This is a genomic window from Flavobacterium sp. (genome assembly GCF_047602195.1).
Taxonomy (GTDB): Bacteria; Bacteroidota; Bacteroidia; order Flavobacteriales; family Flavobacteriaceae; genus Flavobacterium.
This window is the reverse complement of record NZ_JASGHW010000004.1, coordinates 1,326,007-1,342,218: the sequence shown is the minus strand read 5'-3', so window position 1 is coordinate 1,342,218 and position 16,212 is coordinate 1,326,007. Positions and strand designations below refer to the sequence as shown.

15 protein-coding genes are annotated in these 16,212 nt (G+C 49.2%); all 15 read right to left on the bottom strand.

Annotation, left to right across the window (positions count from 1 at the left end; translation table 11 throughout):
- Window positions 1–3 precede the first annotated feature (3 nt).
- From QM717_RS12060 to QM717_RS11990, 15 genes are read right to left on the bottom strand one after another with little or no spacing between them, the layout of a single operon-like run.
- A complete protein-coding gene (locus QM717_RS12060; RefSeq protein WP_415037713.1) occupies window positions 4–1,278 on the bottom strand; it encodes a hypothetical protein in 1,275 nt (424 codons plus the stop codon).
- A 1-nt stretch (window position 1,279) separates the two neighbouring features.
- Entirely contained in the window at window positions 1,280–2,788 is a 1,509-nt protein-coding gene (locus QM717_RS12055) for a lipopolysaccharide biosynthesis protein (protein ID WP_415037712.1), read from the bottom strand.
- A 7-nt stretch (window positions 2,789–2,795) separates the two neighbouring features.
- Window positions 2,796–4,061 (bottom strand): hypothetical protein, encoded by a 1,266-nt coding sequence (locus QM717_RS12050; RefSeq protein ID WP_415037711.1) that lies wholly within the window; start codon window positions 4,059–4,061, stop codon window positions 2,796–2,798.
- The gene (gene rffA, locus QM717_RS12045; protein ID WP_415037710.1) at window positions 4,058–5,188 is read right to left on the bottom strand and encodes a dTDP-4-amino-4,6-dideoxygalactose transaminase; all 1,131 of its coding nucleotides are present in this window, start codon (window positions 5,186–5,188) and stop codon (window positions 4,058–4,060) included. The genes QM717_RS12050 and rffA overlap by 4 nt, the downstream gene beginning before the upstream one ends.
- A 9-nt stretch (window positions 5,189–5,197) precedes the next feature.
- Window positions 5,198–5,827, bottom strand: coding sequence for an acetyltransferase (locus tag QM717_RS12040; protein WP_415037709.1), 630 nt, complete (start codon window positions 5,825–5,827; stop codon window positions 5,198–5,200).
- Entirely contained in the window at window positions 5,824–6,768 is a 945-nt protein-coding gene (locus QM717_RS12035; RefSeq protein ID WP_415037708.1) for a glycosyltransferase family 2 protein, read from the bottom strand. The genes QM717_RS12040 and QM717_RS12035 overlap by 4 nt, the downstream gene beginning before the upstream one ends.
- Window positions 6,765–7,400: an HAD family hydrolase gene (locus tag QM717_RS12030; protein WP_415037707.1), complete on the bottom strand. Its 636-nt coding sequence runs from the start codon at window positions 7,398–7,400 to the stop codon at window positions 6,765–6,767. Before QM717_RS12030 ends, QM717_RS12035 begins: the two co-directional genes overlap by 4 nt.
- The gene (locus QM717_RS12025; RefSeq protein WP_415037706.1) at window positions 7,401–8,378 is read right to left on the bottom strand and encodes a hypothetical protein; all 978 of its coding nucleotides are present in this window, start codon (window positions 8,376–8,378) and stop codon (window positions 7,401–7,403) included. It abuts the gene before it with no gap.
- Complete coding sequence (locus tag QM717_RS12020) at window positions 8,357–9,190, bottom strand: NAD-dependent epimerase/dehydratase family protein (protein ID WP_415037705.1); 834 nt, start codon at window positions 9,188–9,190, stop codon at window positions 8,357–8,359. The genes QM717_RS12025 and QM717_RS12020 overlap by 22 nt, the downstream gene beginning before the upstream one ends.
- The gene (locus tag QM717_RS12015; protein WP_415037704.1) at window positions 9,187–11,052 is read right to left on the bottom strand and encodes a DCC1-like thiol-disulfide oxidoreductase family protein; all 1,866 of its coding nucleotides are present in this window, start codon (window positions 11,050–11,052) and stop codon (window positions 9,187–9,189) included. Before QM717_RS12015 ends, QM717_RS12020 begins: the two co-directional genes overlap by 4 nt.
- Before the next feature lie 4 nt (window positions 11,053–11,056).
- Window positions 11,057–11,425, bottom strand: coding sequence for an EamA family transporter (locus tag QM717_RS12010; RefSeq protein WP_415037703.1), 369 nt, complete (start codon window positions 11,423–11,425; stop codon window positions 11,057–11,059).
- A complete protein-coding gene (gene rfbB, locus QM717_RS12005; protein ID WP_415037702.1) occupies window positions 11,422–12,471 on the bottom strand; it encodes a dTDP-glucose 4,6-dehydratase in 1,050 nt (349 codons plus the stop codon). The genes QM717_RS12010 and rfbB overlap by 4 nt, the downstream gene beginning before the upstream one ends.
- 22 nt (window positions 12,472–12,493) lie before the next feature.
- Complete coding sequence (locus QM717_RS12000) at window positions 12,494–13,768, bottom strand: nucleotide sugar dehydrogenase (RefSeq protein ID WP_415037701.1); 1,275 nt, start codon at window positions 13,766–13,768, stop codon at window positions 12,494–12,496.
- Window positions 13,769–13,792: 24 nt separating this feature from the next.
- Entirely contained in the window at window positions 13,793–15,184 is a 1,392-nt protein-coding gene (locus QM717_RS11995; RefSeq protein ID WP_415037700.1) for a UDP-glucose 6-dehydrogenase, read from the bottom strand.
- 33 nt (window positions 15,185–15,217) lie between these two features.
- Window positions 15,218–16,201: an SDR family oxidoreductase gene (locus QM717_RS11990; protein ID WP_415040117.1), complete on the bottom strand. Its 984-nt coding sequence runs from the start codon at window positions 16,199–16,201 to the stop codon at window positions 15,218–15,220.
- Window positions 16,202–16,212 lie beyond the last annotated feature (11 nt).

Below are 16,212 nucleotides of genomic sequence, written 5' to 3'. Positions count from 1 at the left end.
TATTTACAATTTTCGTCTGATTTTGAGGTACGCGTTGAACAGCTTGGGGAATTTGCTGATGATCACATATTTCATTTTTTTGCTGGCCAGTTGCTTGTCGACATTTTTATTGATGATGTCGGCAATCGGCAACGCGGCAAAGGTAACCATATTATTTTGTTCCGAAACCTTGTCCTTGATGATAAACGGATGGGATGATTCGCGTGCCTTTTCCTGCAAACAACGCCATTCGTAAGCCACGCCGGTCGTCATCATCACATCGCCTTTGAAATTCTTGAGCACCAGATCGTAAAAATTCGGCGGCACATTGAAACCGTAATCGTTCGGGTTTTCACCGCAAAGGATAATCCCGAGCATCGTGCGCTGGCATTTGGTGCAAACGCTGCAATTATAGCCTTCGCGCAAATCCGAATAGCAGACGCGCAGTTTGATGTGATATCCTGTTTTTTTTGCAAAGTCGACAATGTTTTCGATTTTTTGCGTCCGGCGGAATTCGAAACCATCGTGCACGACTTCGGTATTCGCCCATTTCATGAGTTCATCGGTCTCGGAGGTCGAGCCCCAGCCGAAACTGACTTCGCCCGTATTCGAAGACGCAATCAAGATCGTTCGGATGCCGTTCAGGTAACTGAGTGGTGCAATGAGTCCGATCAGCGCCATGCCGTGCTGGATTTTGCCCCACCAATTGACATCGACCAAAAGATCGACTTCGTAGGTATAGAATTTTCGAAGATTCGAGGTGACGTAGCGCAAACGGTCGTCGTTGATGATTTTTTCTTCTGTATTGAAACGGCGGAAATCGGCCCAACGCTTGGTATCGGAAATGTCGATGTCGGCGCCCAGCACCGAAACCAAAAAAGGATTCTTCTCCAGATTGCGCGTCACCGATTCGAACGAATCCAAACCGCCGCTGAACAAAATCGCCATTTCGTTTTGATCGATTTCATTTGATACCTTTTGCCCTACGTGCAGTTTCGCTTCTTTGATGTTCGGGAAATGCTTGGCGAATTCGGCCTTGAGGTTTTGCAGCGAATCGTAAAACGTCGCGTCGAGTTCATCGACAAACACATCGAAGCCGACAAACCATGCAATCGGCATGATGTTGGCCAGAAACGGAATCACGGCAATCCCAAGCGGGACGCTGCTCACGTCTTGGTCGTAGCTGACAAAATACGGTTGCTTTTTGTTAAAATATTTACCCAACGAGGCATCGATGTCGTAATCGTAAACAATCGTTTTTCCGTGGTCTGAAAAGCGGGTCTGGTTGAGTTTGATCATATTACTTTTTGCGCAAAAAAGACGGGATGGAATCCTTGACCACCCTGAGTTCATCGGCGTTCATGCCAAATTTATACATCATCGCGAGGTAGATTCCGACGAAAATAATCATTTTGACTATCAGATTCATCCAGTTGTGTCCCGGGATGAAATCGATGGCATAACCGAGCGCCAAAATTACAACAAATGTCGGTAACAATCGATGCTGCAGTTCTTTAAAAAACCGTAAAATATCGAGTTGCATGACGCGATGGTAGTAGAAATTCATAATGACCTGGCTCAGGATCCAGCCGCCGGTCGAGCCGATGCACAGTCCGAGCAGCCCAAAATCGCGTACGAAAAGCGCCCCGACGACCGTACCGATGACGATCAATGAAATGTAGGTCAGCGCCTTGAACGAGAATTTTTTTCGCGCTTCAAGCATCGAATTGGCAAACGATTGCACAAGCGGCAACGTATACGAAAACATGATGATGAGCGCAATCGGCCAGGCCAAAATATAGGTCTGCCCGACCCACAACAAAACGAATTGCCTGCCGTACAACAGGAATCCGCCCAGGATCATGAGCAAGGTTATCAGTGAAAACCGCCCGATGCGGATCATCATCGTCGTCAGTTCCTCGCTCGAGGCTTCGAGTACGGTCATCTTGGTCGCACGTGGTAAAAACACACCCGAAATCGCCGTCGAAAACGCGCCGTAATACGTCCCGAGCATGATGCCGACGCCGTACACGCCGATCAAAGTCGTCGAAATCCCGATGAATCCGAGGATGATCTGTCCGCCGCGCCATTGGAATTGCCCGACCATCGCGAAGATGAAAATCCAGATCGAATAGGAGAAAATTTCCTTGACCAGCGGCGATTCGAACCGGTGCAATTTGAAACGCACTTTAAGATTTCGGAAAATATAATAGCCGCTGAGTCCAATCACCGTGAGGTTCATGACCGTATCGAGCATGACGATCGACACCGAATCGCCGCCCAGGTACAGCAACGCAACGACCATGAGCGAACGCACGACATATTTGACAATGTTGAGCGCACGCGGAAACACAAATTTTTCATAAGCCGAACTGATCGCCGTAAACGCGCCGCCCGGCAACGTAATGGCGAGGTTGAAAATGAGGATCGCAAACATCACTTTGGCCTTCCCCATTTCTTCGGGCGTCAAATTCTTGAAAACCGATTCAAGGTTGAAATACAACACCAATCCCGAAACGACAATCGCCGCCGAAATCGCCGCGTAAATGAGCATCGTCGTCGCGAGGAAGTTTTCTTCGCTTTGGCGGTCGTTTTGCGCGCGGTATTTGGCGACAAAACGCACGATGGTATTGCTCAGGCCCAAATCGAGCACACTGATGTAGCCGATCAGCGAACCGATCAAGGTATACAAACCATACTCCGAATCCCCAAGCTGGCGGATCATGTATGGCGTGAGCAGCAACCCGATCCCGTTGGTCAGGATGATGGTGATGTAGGACAAAAAAGCGCCTTTCTTGAGTTGGCTCATGGGTCAGTTAGTATTCGTAAATTTTGGTTCCCGAAACGGTGATGATCTGCACAGCCTCGGCGCCTTCGATCTTTTCGAAACTCAGGACGGTGTGCTTTTGGAGGAATTCAGGGCTGGTTTTGTACGCATATCCATAACCCGCTTGCTTGAGCGCAGGATTGCGGTAATCGTTCAAAACATAGAGGTAATTTGTCGTTCCTTTGAGGTACACGGTGCTGCCTTCTGGATAATAGGTACTGAGTTCATCGGCGATGTCCTGTTGGGTAAATCCTTTTTCGGTATAGGTGACGATGCGCAGTGCCAGAAACGCCGTGACCAAAGCCAATGGAACGTGCAACGCCCACAGGTTGAATTCCTTGGTCTTCCAATTCATGGCCATCAACAAAACCACATACGGAAACGCATTGAGGAAATAATGCTGGAAATGCTGTACGATCACCGGAAGCAGCGAAACCAAAGCACCGACGAGCAACGCCAATTGTTTTTTATTTTTGAAATCGGGTTTGAGCATCACCAATGGCAGGCACATCAGCAAAAATACTTTGCCCGCATTCAAAAAACCAATAATGGTTTTGGATTGTGCGATGCTTCTTTCGCCGTAACCTTGTCCGGTGAGTTGCGAGAGCAAATCGGCTAAAGGAACCTGATGCAAGCCGCAATAATACGATAGAAATACAATCAACGGAATCAATCCGCCCAAGCCGAAACGCAGTAGTTTCTTGAACCGATCGTCGCCGTGGAAAATGAGCAAGGCAAACGGAATGAAATTGAGCAATCCGTATTGTTTGCAGAAGAACGTCAATCCGAGCAAAATTCCCGAAAATAAATAGTTTTTTTTCAGCAATTGCAGGTATGCGAGCAACATCAACAACAAACAATACACTTCGAGGTTGATGTAACTGCCATCCGAACTCAGCACACAGATGCAAAAGAACAGCGTCAACAACAGTGCTTTTTTCTTCGACAATTCCAAATGCAGCGCAATTTTGTACAGCACAAAAGCCGACAGCAAAATCACGAGGTACTGGAACAGCACAAACAGGAAATACGGCGGCTGCCCGAAGATTTTCCACACGATCGAATTCGCATACATCGCCAGCGGCGTATAGGCCAACACGATGTCCTTGTACGGCACCAAACCATGACTGATGTCGCGCGCCATCGACAAATAAAACGGTGCATCACCGCTCACGGGCGACAAAATCACACCCGAAGCCAGCAACAGTAAAAGCACGCAGCTCCAGATCAGGAGCGTATTTCCGGTAATTTTCATTGTTTGATGCAATCGGTTATCTTCTGGATATCGGCATCGGAAAGGTCATAATAGAACGGCAAACGCACGAGGCAATCGCTGTAATGGTCAGATTGCGCAAGCGTGGCGCCATAATGCTTATCGGTATAGAAAGGGCTTTTGTGCAAACTCAAATAATGGAACACGCACCAGATGTCGGCGGCTTTCAATTTGTTGATGAGTTCGGTGCGCCGCGCCAAATCGGGACACACGAGGTAAAACATGTGCGCGTTGTTGGTCGCATATTCCGGAACCACCGGCAATTTGACGTTAGTGGCCAACGCCCAATCTTGGAGCGCGTCGTAATACAGTTGCCAAATGTGCTTGCGCTTGTTTTGGATGTCTTCGAGCTCCTCGAGTTGTGCCCACAAAAACGCGCTGATGATTTCGGATGGCAAAAAAGAACTGCCCATATCGACCCAACCGTATTTGTCGACTTCGCCGCGGAAAAACGACGAGCGGTTCGTGCCTTTTTCCCAGATGATTTCGGCGCGGTCGGCGAATTGGCGGTCGTTGATCGCGAGCATGCCGCCTTCGCCCGAAATGATGTTCTTGGTTTCGTGGAATGAAAACGCAGCCAAGTGCCCGATTGAACCCAACGCCCTTTTTACGCCGTCTTTTCCGGTGTAGAAACTGTCGATGGCCTGTGCCGCATCTTCCACGACAAACAAATTGTATTTCTCAGCCAATGCCATGATTGTATCCATATCGCAGGCCACGCCGGCGTAGTGCACGGGAACGATGGCCTTGGTTTTGGGCGTGATCAGCGCTTCGATTTTACTCGCGTCGAGGTTCGGGTTGTCGGTTTCCGAATCGGCGAAAATAATCGTCGCCCCACGCAAAATGAACGCATTCGACGTGCTGACAAACGTATACGAAGGCATAATGACCTCATCGCCCGGTTCGATATTGATCAGCAAAGCCGCCATTTCCAAGGCATCGGTACACGAGGTCGTGAGCAGGCATTTCTCGAAACCGTATTGCTTTTCGAAAAATTCCTGGCACATTTTGGTGTACTTGCCGTTGCCCGAAATTTTTCCGGTGCTGACCGCGTCGTACATGTAATGCGTTTCCTTGCCTGTCAAATGGGGTTTGTTGAATGGTATCATGCGTGTTGGTTATCTGATGAATTTGTGCGGATTGCCTACATACAATCCGGGGTTTTCTATGTTTTTGATCACGACCGTTCCGCCGCCAATCTGCGTATGCGCAACCATCGAAATGTTGTCGATGATTGTCGAATTGATGCCCAGGATGCACTGCTGCCCTGTGGTGACAAATCCTGCCACGGCCACGCGCGGCGACAAAAAGCAATGCTTCCCGATGGTCGTGTCGTGTGCGATGGTGCAACTGACATTGAGGATCGTATTTTCTGAAATCTTCGCATGCGCATCGATCACACCGCCGGGATAGATCACACAACCGGCCGCAATCTGTGCCGTCGGATCGACCCAAACGCTCGAATGTACGATTTGACCGAACGGAATCTTGCCGTCGAATCTTTCAAACAATTGGGCGCGCACGTTCAAATGTTTGTAGCCGATGCCAATCAGGATCTCGTCGAATTCTTGCCGTGCATAAGCCGATTCGATCGCGTCGGAAGTGCCCAGGACCGCGTGACCATTCACCGATTTCTCGGCAGTCACATCATCGAAAAACACCACTTTGCCGTAGTGTTTATCGGCGATGGCATAGTGCGCAATCTGCTGACCCAAATGTCCCGAACCGATGATGGCTAACGTTTTCATATATTTTCGGATTGGCTGATGTTGACGAATTCCTTAACCGAAAACAACGGCCGGTTCTTGGCTTCCTTGTAGATGCGCCCGATGTACAGCGAGACGATGCCCAAAAAAAACAATTGCAACCCGATACCGAGCACGATCACCGAAACCAGCGAGGCCCATCCGGCCTGGAAATCGATAAAGAACAATTTGGTGACCGCCAGTGCCACCAGGGCGACAATGCCGAGCAGCACGAAAAGGAACCCGAGGCGTACGGCGAATTTGAGCGGCAATTCCGAGAAATCGAAGATCGCATCGAATGCGAGTTGCATTTTTCGGCGGAAATTGAATTTGGACACGCCCGCAAAACGTTCGCGCTGGTCGATCTCGAGTGTCGTGTAATTCATGCCGACTTTCATGAAAAGCCCTTCCACGAAACGGTTGGTTTCCTTGTATTGCAATAGATTTTGTGCGAATTGGTTGGTAAACATCCGCATCACGGCGATGCCTTTCGGGATTTCAAGCCCGGTGTATTTGTTCAGCGTTCCCCAAAAAACACGCGAATACAGGCGGTTCAGGAACTTGTCTTTTTTCTCTTTGCGGATGCCCCAAACCAGGTCGAAACCTTGTTCGATCGTTTCGAAAAAACGCGGGATTTCATGCGGCGGATCCTGCAAATCGGGGTCCATGTATAAAATGTAGTCGCCCGTGGCGTAAGTAAATGCGGCGGTTGCAGCGAACGCTTTCCCGTGGTTGTACGACAAAACGACCATCTTGATTCTGGGGTTAGTTTTGGCCTGTTCCTTAATGATGGCCACAGTTTGGTCCTTGCTGCCATCGTCTACGAAAATGTATTCGTATTCCACCGGCAGCGTGTCGAGCACGGCTTTGGTTTCCTTCAAAAATTGAAGAATCACTTCCTGTTCGTAATAGACCGGAACGGCCAAAGATATTTTTTTTCTCATGGCAGCCACTGTTTTAAATCGGTTAGCGTACGGATGCGGTTTTGCTGGAGCGGAAAATAATCGTCGCGGTCAATCAGCATGGCTTTCATGCCCAGCTTTAAAGCAGGTTCGAGGTCGAGCTTGACCGAATCGCCGATGTAAATGATCTCGGAAGCTTCGATGCCGATTTTTTCCAAAGCCTTGCCATAAAATTCGAGCGACGGCTTGGCCACGCCGAGTTCTTCGGACACGAAAATATCCGAAAATTCGACATCGAAAAACGACTTCAATTTTTCCTTAAGCGTCGAATTGAAATTGGAAATAATCCCGATCGGAACATTGATTTGGTTGAGAAATGCGGTGTCGTCAAATTTCTCCCACGGCAAATACGAACAACTGCTGAAAATGGTGTCGAGCATTTCATCCGTCGGCAGAATCCCCAACGAATACAACAGTTCGCGGTTGAAATGGCTGTAAAAATCCGCATTGGTCCGGTCCGGAAAAAAAATGCTCTCCGACAAGATCTTGTGGTGGTATTTGAGTGTTTTGGGATCGACCGCATAGCCGAATTGCCGCAACACTTCCTCCATCTTCACATAAAACGAAGGCTTGTACAGCAAGGTTCCCGCTACATCGAATAATACGTATTTCATCTAATAGACCAAATGGCCGTGTTGGTTGTTGTTCAATTGGGTTTCGTCGGTGGCGTTCGGGTAAATCACATCGTAGAGCAAACGGATCGCGATGCCGTCGATGGTGTGGACCGCATCGGGCTGCTGCCCTAAAAGATATTCCTGCAAGGTGTATTTCACATCCTGGAATCCCAAATTATGCCGGATCGAATTCGTTCCCGAAATGCGGCAATTGACCTCAAACGGGATGATGTTGTTTTCAGAATCGACAATGCTTTGCAGATTCAAGCTGCCTTTGAGCCCGCCATGGGCAATCATTTTCTGGATGATTTTTTCCAGTGCGCCATCAAATTCGCGAATGACCTTCGATTTCGAAGTCGCCCCGTTGCTGAGTTCGCGTTCCATCGTCAACAACCCGTGCAGGCTGCCGTCTTTCCTGACATAAAATGCCGTCGTGATTTCTCGGCCCTGGTGCAACGGCTGGATCATGCAATCGTCCCCGAATTGCGTCGGGTTGGCCGGGTTGATCAAAATCCCACGCGAGCCACGGCCTTCGCGCGGTTTGAGGATGATGTTTTGCTGCGAACCATTATAATCTTTCGGCAACCACGACTGCGCAAACGGAATCCCGAGTGACTGGTGGTGCAAAAAGGTCAGGTATTTGTCGAGGTATTTTTGGGAGATGTCGGCGTCGCTGGCCGCCACGACCGCGTTGAGTTGGCTCTGGTGGCGCGACAAATAATAGATTTCGTAATCGGTGGTCGGAATGACCAAATCGACTTTTTCATCGTCAATAATCTTGGCCATTGCCGGAATGTAGGCCGCATCATACGAATACGGCACGACATGAGTCGCATCGCACAAATGGTTTCCCGCGGTAAAGGCCGACACATCGGTCCCGACAATGCGGAGGTCGAGCCCGAGCGACAGGATATTCCGAAGCACGCCCTGCCCCACGTTTCCGCCGGTTCCGGTGACTAATACTGTTTTTTTCTCCATGCGATGTATGCTTTGATGGCGCTTGCGGGTTGCATTTCCGGATGCCAATTTAAGGTATTTTGCGTAAAGGTATTGTCATATTTTACCGAAAGTGAGCGATCTTCGTTCTGGTGGACGATTTCGGCTCCGGTTTCAGCAGCGATGAACTGTGCGATTTCTTTATTGGCGTATTCCATTTGCGAAACCCCGAGATAAATCGCGTGTTCCCAACTGTCTTTGTCGATGACCGCCTGGATCATTCGGGCAGCATCGTCGACGTGGAAATAATTCTGCTTTCTTTCACCCGTGCCCCAAACTTCAATTCGCTTGTGTTGAATGGCTTGGTTGACGTAATTCGGGATCAGGGTATTTTGTTTCATGCCCGGGCCGTAAAGCGATGACAGCCGGATGACGACCGATTGATTGCGGTTTCGGATGATTTGTTCGGCCTCGAATTTGGATTTCGCATAATCGGTTTGCGGATCGGCAGCCGTATTTTCGGTAATCGTTTCCATATTGGATCCGTACACCGAAACCGAAGAAAGGTAAATGTGTTTGGATGTCGGGAATCGGTCGGCGATTTTCTGTGTCGCCACGACATTGCCTTGGTGTAAAGTTTCGTCATCCAAAATGGTCGTGCCTGAAGCAACCGCAGCATGGCAATGAATAATCACTTCTGGGTTTTCGATTCGATCCAAATCCTCAAAACCATATACCGGAACATCCATTTTCGTCTTTGAAGTGCTGATGCCAATGACTTCGTTATGGGTTGAAAAAAAACGCGCCAAATGAGCCCCCAAAAAACCGCCGATGCCCGTGATTGCTATCTTCACTTGGTTTCGTTTGCTAAAATTTGCTGCATCATTGCGTTCCATTCAAAATGGGTTCCCGCCTTCGAAATATCGCACTGGCCCGCCTTTTTCCAAGGCTTGGCAATTTGCTTGTGCAGGAAATCCTTTTCCCATTGTGTCGGAACCTCAACTTCCTTGACGTAGAACTCGAAATGCGCGTTTTGGGTGTCGAGTTTTTGGTCGAGCAGGAAAAAAGTCAGGTAAGGCTTGATTCCGGTTTCGAGGTTTTCTTGGCGTACGACAGTATTGACGACATTGAAAGATATATTGCGCCAAGTGCTGCCGGAAACATAATCAGACGGCATTCCGTTTTCATCGACAATCGGGACGAGGATTTTTTGGTCGCCATTCACATACACAATCTTGAAAATGTGGTTGTAACCTTTGAAGTGGAAATCGAGAAACACCGCATGCCTGCCAATCCCGAAGTATTTGCGCAAAACCGCTTTCGGCGCTTTAGTGGCTTTGGCCAATGTGCCTTTGGCGTATTCGCCGTTGGGCGTGGCAATCACAAAACATTGCAGCAGAAATAAAACCGGCACGACCCATTTCCATACCTTTTTGGTAATGGCGAGTTGGTTCCAGCCCTTGACCATTAAATCCTGGTCTTCGCGCGTCGGTTCGGGATATTCGGGCAAAGTGCAATTTTCAGAAGTACAGCGAACGGTCAATCGTTCACCGGCAATGTAAGCGTAGATTTTCTTTCCGATGGCCGAAATCCCGGGAAGCGAGACCAGCAAACCCAGCGGATAGGTATAGCCCATCGCCTTAAACAGTTGCACATACGCCCAAAAACCAACCGATACTTTTCCGTTGGCGGTCACCCCGTGGATATTGATCAACAGGGTTTCTTCGGGAATATTTTGAATCGCTGCCTCGTTTTGGAAATGGCCCTGAACGGTCAAACAACGCACGCGGTTGAACACATCCAGGTGCCGAATAACGGTAACGACTTTGATGCACAGCGGGCATTCGGCATCGTAATAAAAAGTATAAACGGGATTTTTCGCTTTGAAAAAAGAGCCGATCTTGAGCCACAAATCCGGCGGAAGCAAGAGCAGGTAAATCACGATATAGGTCAATGCAAACCACGGAATCGGGTAACTCATCAAGATGCCGATATGGAAGAAAACGCCGATAAATACCAGCGTTGGCCGCAGTTTTCGGAACCACATCAGGAACACGAACAAGGTTTCAAAGGCCATCACGAAATAGCTCAGGAAAATGACGAGCCCTTTTTGGTTGAGCAGTATCGAGGTGTCGAACCAGGTCACCATCGGCAAGCTCGACGGCAACCAGATGCCGAGTCCTTTTTGCCACATCGTGCTGTTCATCTTGAGGAAAATCGAATCGAAATACACGAGGGCGATGCCCACATAAACCGGAATCAGATAATTCATTTCCAACACTTTCCGATCCGGACGGTACAACTTCCCGATGTTGGTATACTTGACTTTCTGGATCAGACTGTCGAGCGAGAACACGCGCGAAACCGGCATGAACATCAGGAAAAAATTAACCCCTACATAAGTATAATAGACATGGTATTCAAAGGTCGAGGCGCTGCTGAAAATGATCACGCCAAAGATGTAATTGACAATGGTCGCCAAGCGCGTAAACAATCCGAGCGCGAGCAAAACCAAGGCGATTACATAAAAAGTATACAGGTAACCGAAAGTAAATTCGCCCGGATTGACAAACGGCACCCGGTCGAAAATAATGTTGCGGTAAATGAACATGTGGGTCACTTCGCAAAACAGTACCAACGCATAGAGTACGCGGAAAATGGAAAGTCCAAGCGCATCGATTTTGTGGTTCAGTATGTTGCGAAACAGGTTTTTCATGCGGTCAATATTTTACGGTGACGATGGTTCCAACGATGATCAGTGCCAGACCCATTACTTTTCCGATCGTGAAAGTCTCGCCGAGGAACAAAATCCCAACGACAAAAACAAGTGCGGGCGCGAGGCTCATGAACGGATAGGCTTGCGTGATTTCAAATTTGGTCATCGCCGCCATCCAAAACAACGAAGCTACGAATGCCGAAGCAAAGCCGGAAAATACAAATGGGTCGAACAGCAATTTTACGAGGTACCAGACTTTGTCCATCGCGGCTTCAGGCAAGACAATTTGGAGTCCGCTAAGCCGCCATTTGAGGATGATTTGTCCATAAACGGTAAACGCCAGCGTGCCCAATATGTACAGATACGGATTCACGAGTGGTATTGCTTTTCGTAATATTTCTGGTACTGGCCAGAAGTGACATTTTTAAGCCAATCTTCATTGGAAAGATACCAGTCGATGGTTCGCTCGAGTCCTTGCTCAAAGGTCACCGATGGTTCCCAACCGAGTTCCTTGTTGATTTTCGTCGCATCGATCGCGTAGCGCAAATCGTGTCCCGGGCGGTCCTTGACATAGGTAATCAGTTCGGCCGAACTGCCTGGATTACGTCCGAGTTTGCGGTCCATGATTTCACACAGCAATTTGACCAGATCGATGTTCTGCCATTCGTTGAAACCGCCGATGTTGTAGGTTTCGTGGTTGCCGCCTTGGTGAAATACCAAATCGATCGCGCGCGCGTGGTCTTCGACAAAAAGCCAATCGCGCGTGTATTTTCCGTCGCCATACACCGGCAACGATTTATGATTGATGATGTTGTTGATGAACAACGGAATCAATTTTTCCGGAAAATGGTTCGGGCCGTAATTGTTCGAACAGTTCGTGATCACATACGGCAAGCCATAGGTTTCGCCATAGGCGCGCACAAAATGATCCGAACTGGCTTTCGAAGCCGAATACGGTGAATTCGGGTCATAGGCCGTGGTTTCGGTGAACAATCCTTCGGCACCAAGGGTTCCGTACACCTCATCGGTCGAAATGTGGTAGAACCGTTTGCCTTCCTGATTGTCCTTCCAAATGGTTCTCGCGGCATTGAGCAAATTCATCGTACCGATGACATTCGTCTTGACAAACGCGAGCGGATCCTCGATCGAACGGTCGACATGCGATTCCGCTGCCAAATGGATCACGCCGTCAAATCGGTGCTCATTGAACAAAGCGTTGATGAAATCTGCATCGACGATATCGCCCTTGACAAAAGTATAGTTCGACGCCTGGTCGATATCGGCTATATTTTCGAGATTGCCCGCATAGGTGAGCAAATCCAAGTTGTAAATCTGGTAATCCGGATACTGCTGGACAAAACGTCTCACGACATGCGAGCCGATGAAACCGGCTCCTCCGGTAATTAAAATCTTCTTCATTTTGGATATTATTTGTGGAAGCCTAGAGGTTTCCGTCTACATTTTTGGTCAATACACCTTTCACGTCGTACAACACCGATTTTTCCTTGCGCAATTTTTCGAGGTCTAGGTCGAGGAATTCGTTGTGCGATACGCCGAGTACGATCGTATCGAACGTTTCGGTCGGCAATACATTGGTGGTCGTGAGCCCGTATTCGTGCATCACTTCGGCCGGATTTGCCCACGGATCGTATACCGTGACGTTGGTTTCGTAATCTTTCAAGGCACGGATCACATCGACAATCTTGGTGTTGCGCACATCGGGGCAATTTTCCTTGAACGTGATGCCGAGCAACAGGATGTTCGAGCCGTTGACCTTGATGCTTTTCTTGATCATGAGCTTGACGACCTGAGACGCGACATAATCGCCCATCGAATCGTTGAGTCGGCGGCCGGCCAAGATGATTTCTGGATGGTAACCCGCTTCCTGTGCCTTCTGCGCGAGGTAATACGGATCGACACCGATGCAATGCCCGCCCACCAATCCGGGTTTGAACTTCAAGAAGTTCCACTTCGTTCCGGCGGCTTCAAGCACGGCATGCGTATCGATGCCCAGGATGTTGAATATCTTGGCGAGTTCGTTGACAAATGCGATGTTGATGTCGCGCTGTGAATTCTCGATGACTTTCGCGGCTTCGGCGACTTTGATCGTTGGAGCCAGATGCGTTCCGGCGGTGATGACCGATTGGTAAAGTGCATCGACCTTCTGCCCGATTTCGGGCGTAGAACCCGCGGTAACCTTGAGGATTTTCTCGACCGTATGTTCCTTGTCGCCCGGGTTGATCCTTTCGGGTGAGTAGCCGACGAAGAAATCGACATTGAATTGAAGTCCGCTGACTTTTTCCAAAACCGGCACACACTCGTCCTCGGTCACACCCGGATACACCGTCGATTCATAGATGACGATGTCGCCTTTTTTGAGCACTTTCCCGGCCGTTTCGCTCGATTTGTACAAAGGTGTCAAATCGGGGCGGTTGTTCTTGTCGACCGGCGTGGGCACAGTCACGATATAGTAATTGCAATCCTTGATGTCGTCGAGGTTGTGGCTGCAGAACAGTCCGTTGTCGCTGGACGCAGTTTTCTTGAGTACGGCCTGCAATTCGGCGTCGCTGACTTCGAGGGTCGAATCGGTTCCCGATTGCAGTTCGCCAATCCTTTTCTGGTTGATGTCAAATCCCGTGACCGGATATTTCGTGGCGAACAGTCTTGCGAGCGGCAGGCCCACATATCCGAGTCCGATGATTGCAATTTTGATCATTTGTTTGGGTTTTAGGGATAAAAATTACGAACCGATCGCGCGGTATACAAAACCGATTTCGCGCAATTTGGCTTCGTTGAGTAAATTCCTGCCGTCGAAAATGAAGGCCGGCTTTTGCATGTTGTCGTAAATTTTCTGCCAGTCGTAAGTCGTGAATTCGTCCCATTCGGTCATGACGGCAATCGCATGCGCATTTTTACAAGCTTCGTATGCATCGTTGAAAATGGCTACACTTTTCTTGTTCTTATCGCTGCTTCGGGTTTGCAGGTAATCGAGGTCGGCATAGACTTGCTCCTGCTCGACTTTCGGGTCATAGACCGCAATCTTGGCCTGTTCGTTGACCAAATCATCGGCAATGTAAATGGCCGCCGATTCACGCGTGTCGTTCGTGTCTTTTTTGAACGCCCAACCGAGAAATGCGATTTTCTTGTCGGCTACGGTGTTGTACAAAGTCGACACGATGTTGTTGGCGAACCTGCGCTTTTGGTGGTCGTTCATGATGATGACCTGTTCCCAATAATCGGCCACCTGGTGCAATCCGAAGGACTTGGAAATGTAAACGAGGTTCAGGATGTCTTTCTGGAAACACGATCCGCCAAAGCCTACCGAAGCCTTGAGGAATTTCGGGCCGATACGGCTGTCCATCCCGATGGCACGCGCCACTTCGTTGACATTGGCGCCCGTTTTCTCGCACAATTCCGAAATCGCATTGATCGAGGAAACACGCTGCGCCAAAAAGGCATTCGCGGTCAATTTGGACAATTCCGATGACCAGACATTGGTGGTCAGGATATTTTTAGGGTCTACCCAGTTTGCATAGACATCGACCAAAGCCTGGATCGCTTTCTGGCCTTCTTCGGTGGTGTCGCCCCCGATGAGGACGCGGTCCGGCTTGATCAAATCCTGTACGGCGGTTCCTTCGGCGAGGAATTCCGGGTTCGAAAGGATCTGGAAATGCACGCCGTTGCCGGTGTGGTCGAGGATGCTCTTGATCGCCTCAGCCGTACGTACGGGAAGCGTCGATTTCTCGACAACGATTTTATCGTCCTTGGCAATGCGTGCGATTTGTCTGGCGCAAAGCTCGATGTATTTGAGGTCGGCTGCCATGCCTTTACCCGATCCGTAGGTCTTGGTTGGTGTGTTTACAGAGATAAAGATGATTTGTGCTTCGTGAATCGCTTTCTCTACATCGGTAGAAAAGAACAAATTCCGGCCGCGGGCTTCGCCTACGATTTCGGCCAATCCGGGTTCATAAATCGGGATGTTGTTGATGTCTTGATCGTTCCAGGCGGCGATTCTTTCTTCATTAAGGTCGACTACCGTTACATCGATATGCGGGCATTTTTGTGCAATGACTGCCATCGTCGGGCCTCCAACATATCCGGCTCCTATGCAACAAATTTTAGTAATTTTCATTCTGTAAATGCTATTTCTGTGTTATTAATTGTGTTATTTGAGGTTTTCCCAGTACCATTTGACGGCCTGCTTGAGCCCGTCCTGGATCGAAAACTGCGGGTCATAGCCCAATAATTGTCTGGCCTTGTCAATGCTGGCCAGCGAATGCGGAATATCGCCTGCGCGCTGCGGTCCGTGAATCACGGGAACCGATGCAATCTGCGCATCATATTCCGACAAATATTCTTTCAAATACGCCACCAGATTGTTGAGCGTATTGCGGTCGCCGAAGGCGGTATTGTAGACCGTATTGATCGCCTCGGGATTGGCCGTCAGCATCGCGCGCTCGTTCATCTGGATCACGTTGTCGATGTAGGTGAAATCACGCGAATAATTCCCATCGCCATTGATGACCGGGCTTTCGTGTTTCATCAGTTGCATCACGAATTTCGGGATGACCGCGGCATAGGCGCCATTCGGATCCTGTTTCCTGCCGAATACGTTGAAATACCGAAGTCCGATGGTTTCCAGCCCATAGGTCTTGCTAAAAATATCCGCGTACAATTCGTTGACGTATTTCGTGATCGCATAGGGCGACAACGGTTTCCCGATTTTGTCCTCTACCTTGGGCAGGCTTTCCGAATCGCCATAAGTCGATGAGCTCGCCGCATACACAAAGCGTTTGACCTGGGCATCGCGGCTGGCCACGAGCATGTTCAAAAAACCCGACACATTGACCTCGTTGCTCGTCACCGGATCGTTGATCGAACGCGGCACCGAACCCAAAGCGGCTTGGTGCAGCACATAATCGGCTCCGGCCACTGCCTTCTGGCAATCGGCCAGGTTGCGGATATCGCCTTCGACCAGCGTAAAATTGGCATCGGCCAGGCAGGCGGTCAAATTGTGGCGGTGTCCGGTCGCGAAATTATCGAGGCACACAACGCGATGTCCTTTCGATAAAAAATATTCGCACAGGTTCGCCCCAATAAAACCGGCACCTCCGGTAATCAAAATCTTGTAACTGCCTTCGTTTTCCATGGTATTCAAGG

Coding starts and splice junctions, on each gene's coding strand:
- QM717_RS12060 (WP_415037713.1), bottom strand. CDS start 1,278: ATGATCAAACTCAACCAGACCCGCTTTTCAGACCACGGAAAAACGATT.
- QM717_RS12055 (WP_415037712.1), bottom strand. CDS start 2,788: ATGAGCCAACTCAAGAAAGGCGCTTTTTTGTCCTACATCACCATCATC.
- QM717_RS12050 (WP_415037711.1), bottom strand. CDS start 4,061: ATGAAAATTACCGGAAATACGCTCCTGATCTGGAGCTGCGTGCTTTTA.
- rffA (WP_415037710.1), bottom strand. CDS start 5,188: ATGATACCATTCAACAAACCCCATTTGACAGGCAAGGAAACGCATTAC.
- QM717_RS12040 (WP_415037709.1), bottom strand. CDS start 5,827: ATGAAAACGTTAGCCATCATCGGTTCGGGACATTTGGGTCAGCAGATT.
- QM717_RS12035 (WP_415037708.1), bottom strand. CDS start 6,768: ATGAGAAAAAAAATATCTTTGGCCGTTCCGGTCTATTACGAACAGGAA.
- QM717_RS12030 (WP_415037707.1), bottom strand. CDS start 7,400: ATGAAATACGTATTATTCGATGTAGCGGGAACCTTGCTGTACAAGCCT.
- QM717_RS12025 (WP_415037706.1), bottom strand. CDS start 8,378: ATGGAGAAAAAAACAGTATTAGTCACCGGAACCGGCGGAAACGTGGGG.
- QM717_RS12015 (WP_415037704.1), bottom strand. CDS start 11,052: ATGAAAAACCTGTTTCGCAACATACTGAACCACAAAATCGATGCGCTT.
- rfbB (WP_415037702.1), bottom strand. CDS start 12,471: ATGAAGAAGATTTTAATTACCGGAGGAGCCGGTTTCATCGGCTCGCAT.
- QM717_RS12000 (WP_415037701.1), bottom strand. CDS start 13,768: ATGATCAAAATTGCAATCATCGGACTCGGATATGTGGGCCTGCCGCTC.
- QM717_RS11995 (WP_415037700.1), bottom strand. CDS start 15,184: ATGAAAATTACTAAAATTTGTTGCATAGGAGCCGGATATGTTGGAGGC.
- QM717_RS11990 (WP_415040117.1), bottom strand. CDS start 16,201: ATGGAAAACGAAGGCAGTTACAAGATTTTGATTACCGGAGGTGCCGGT.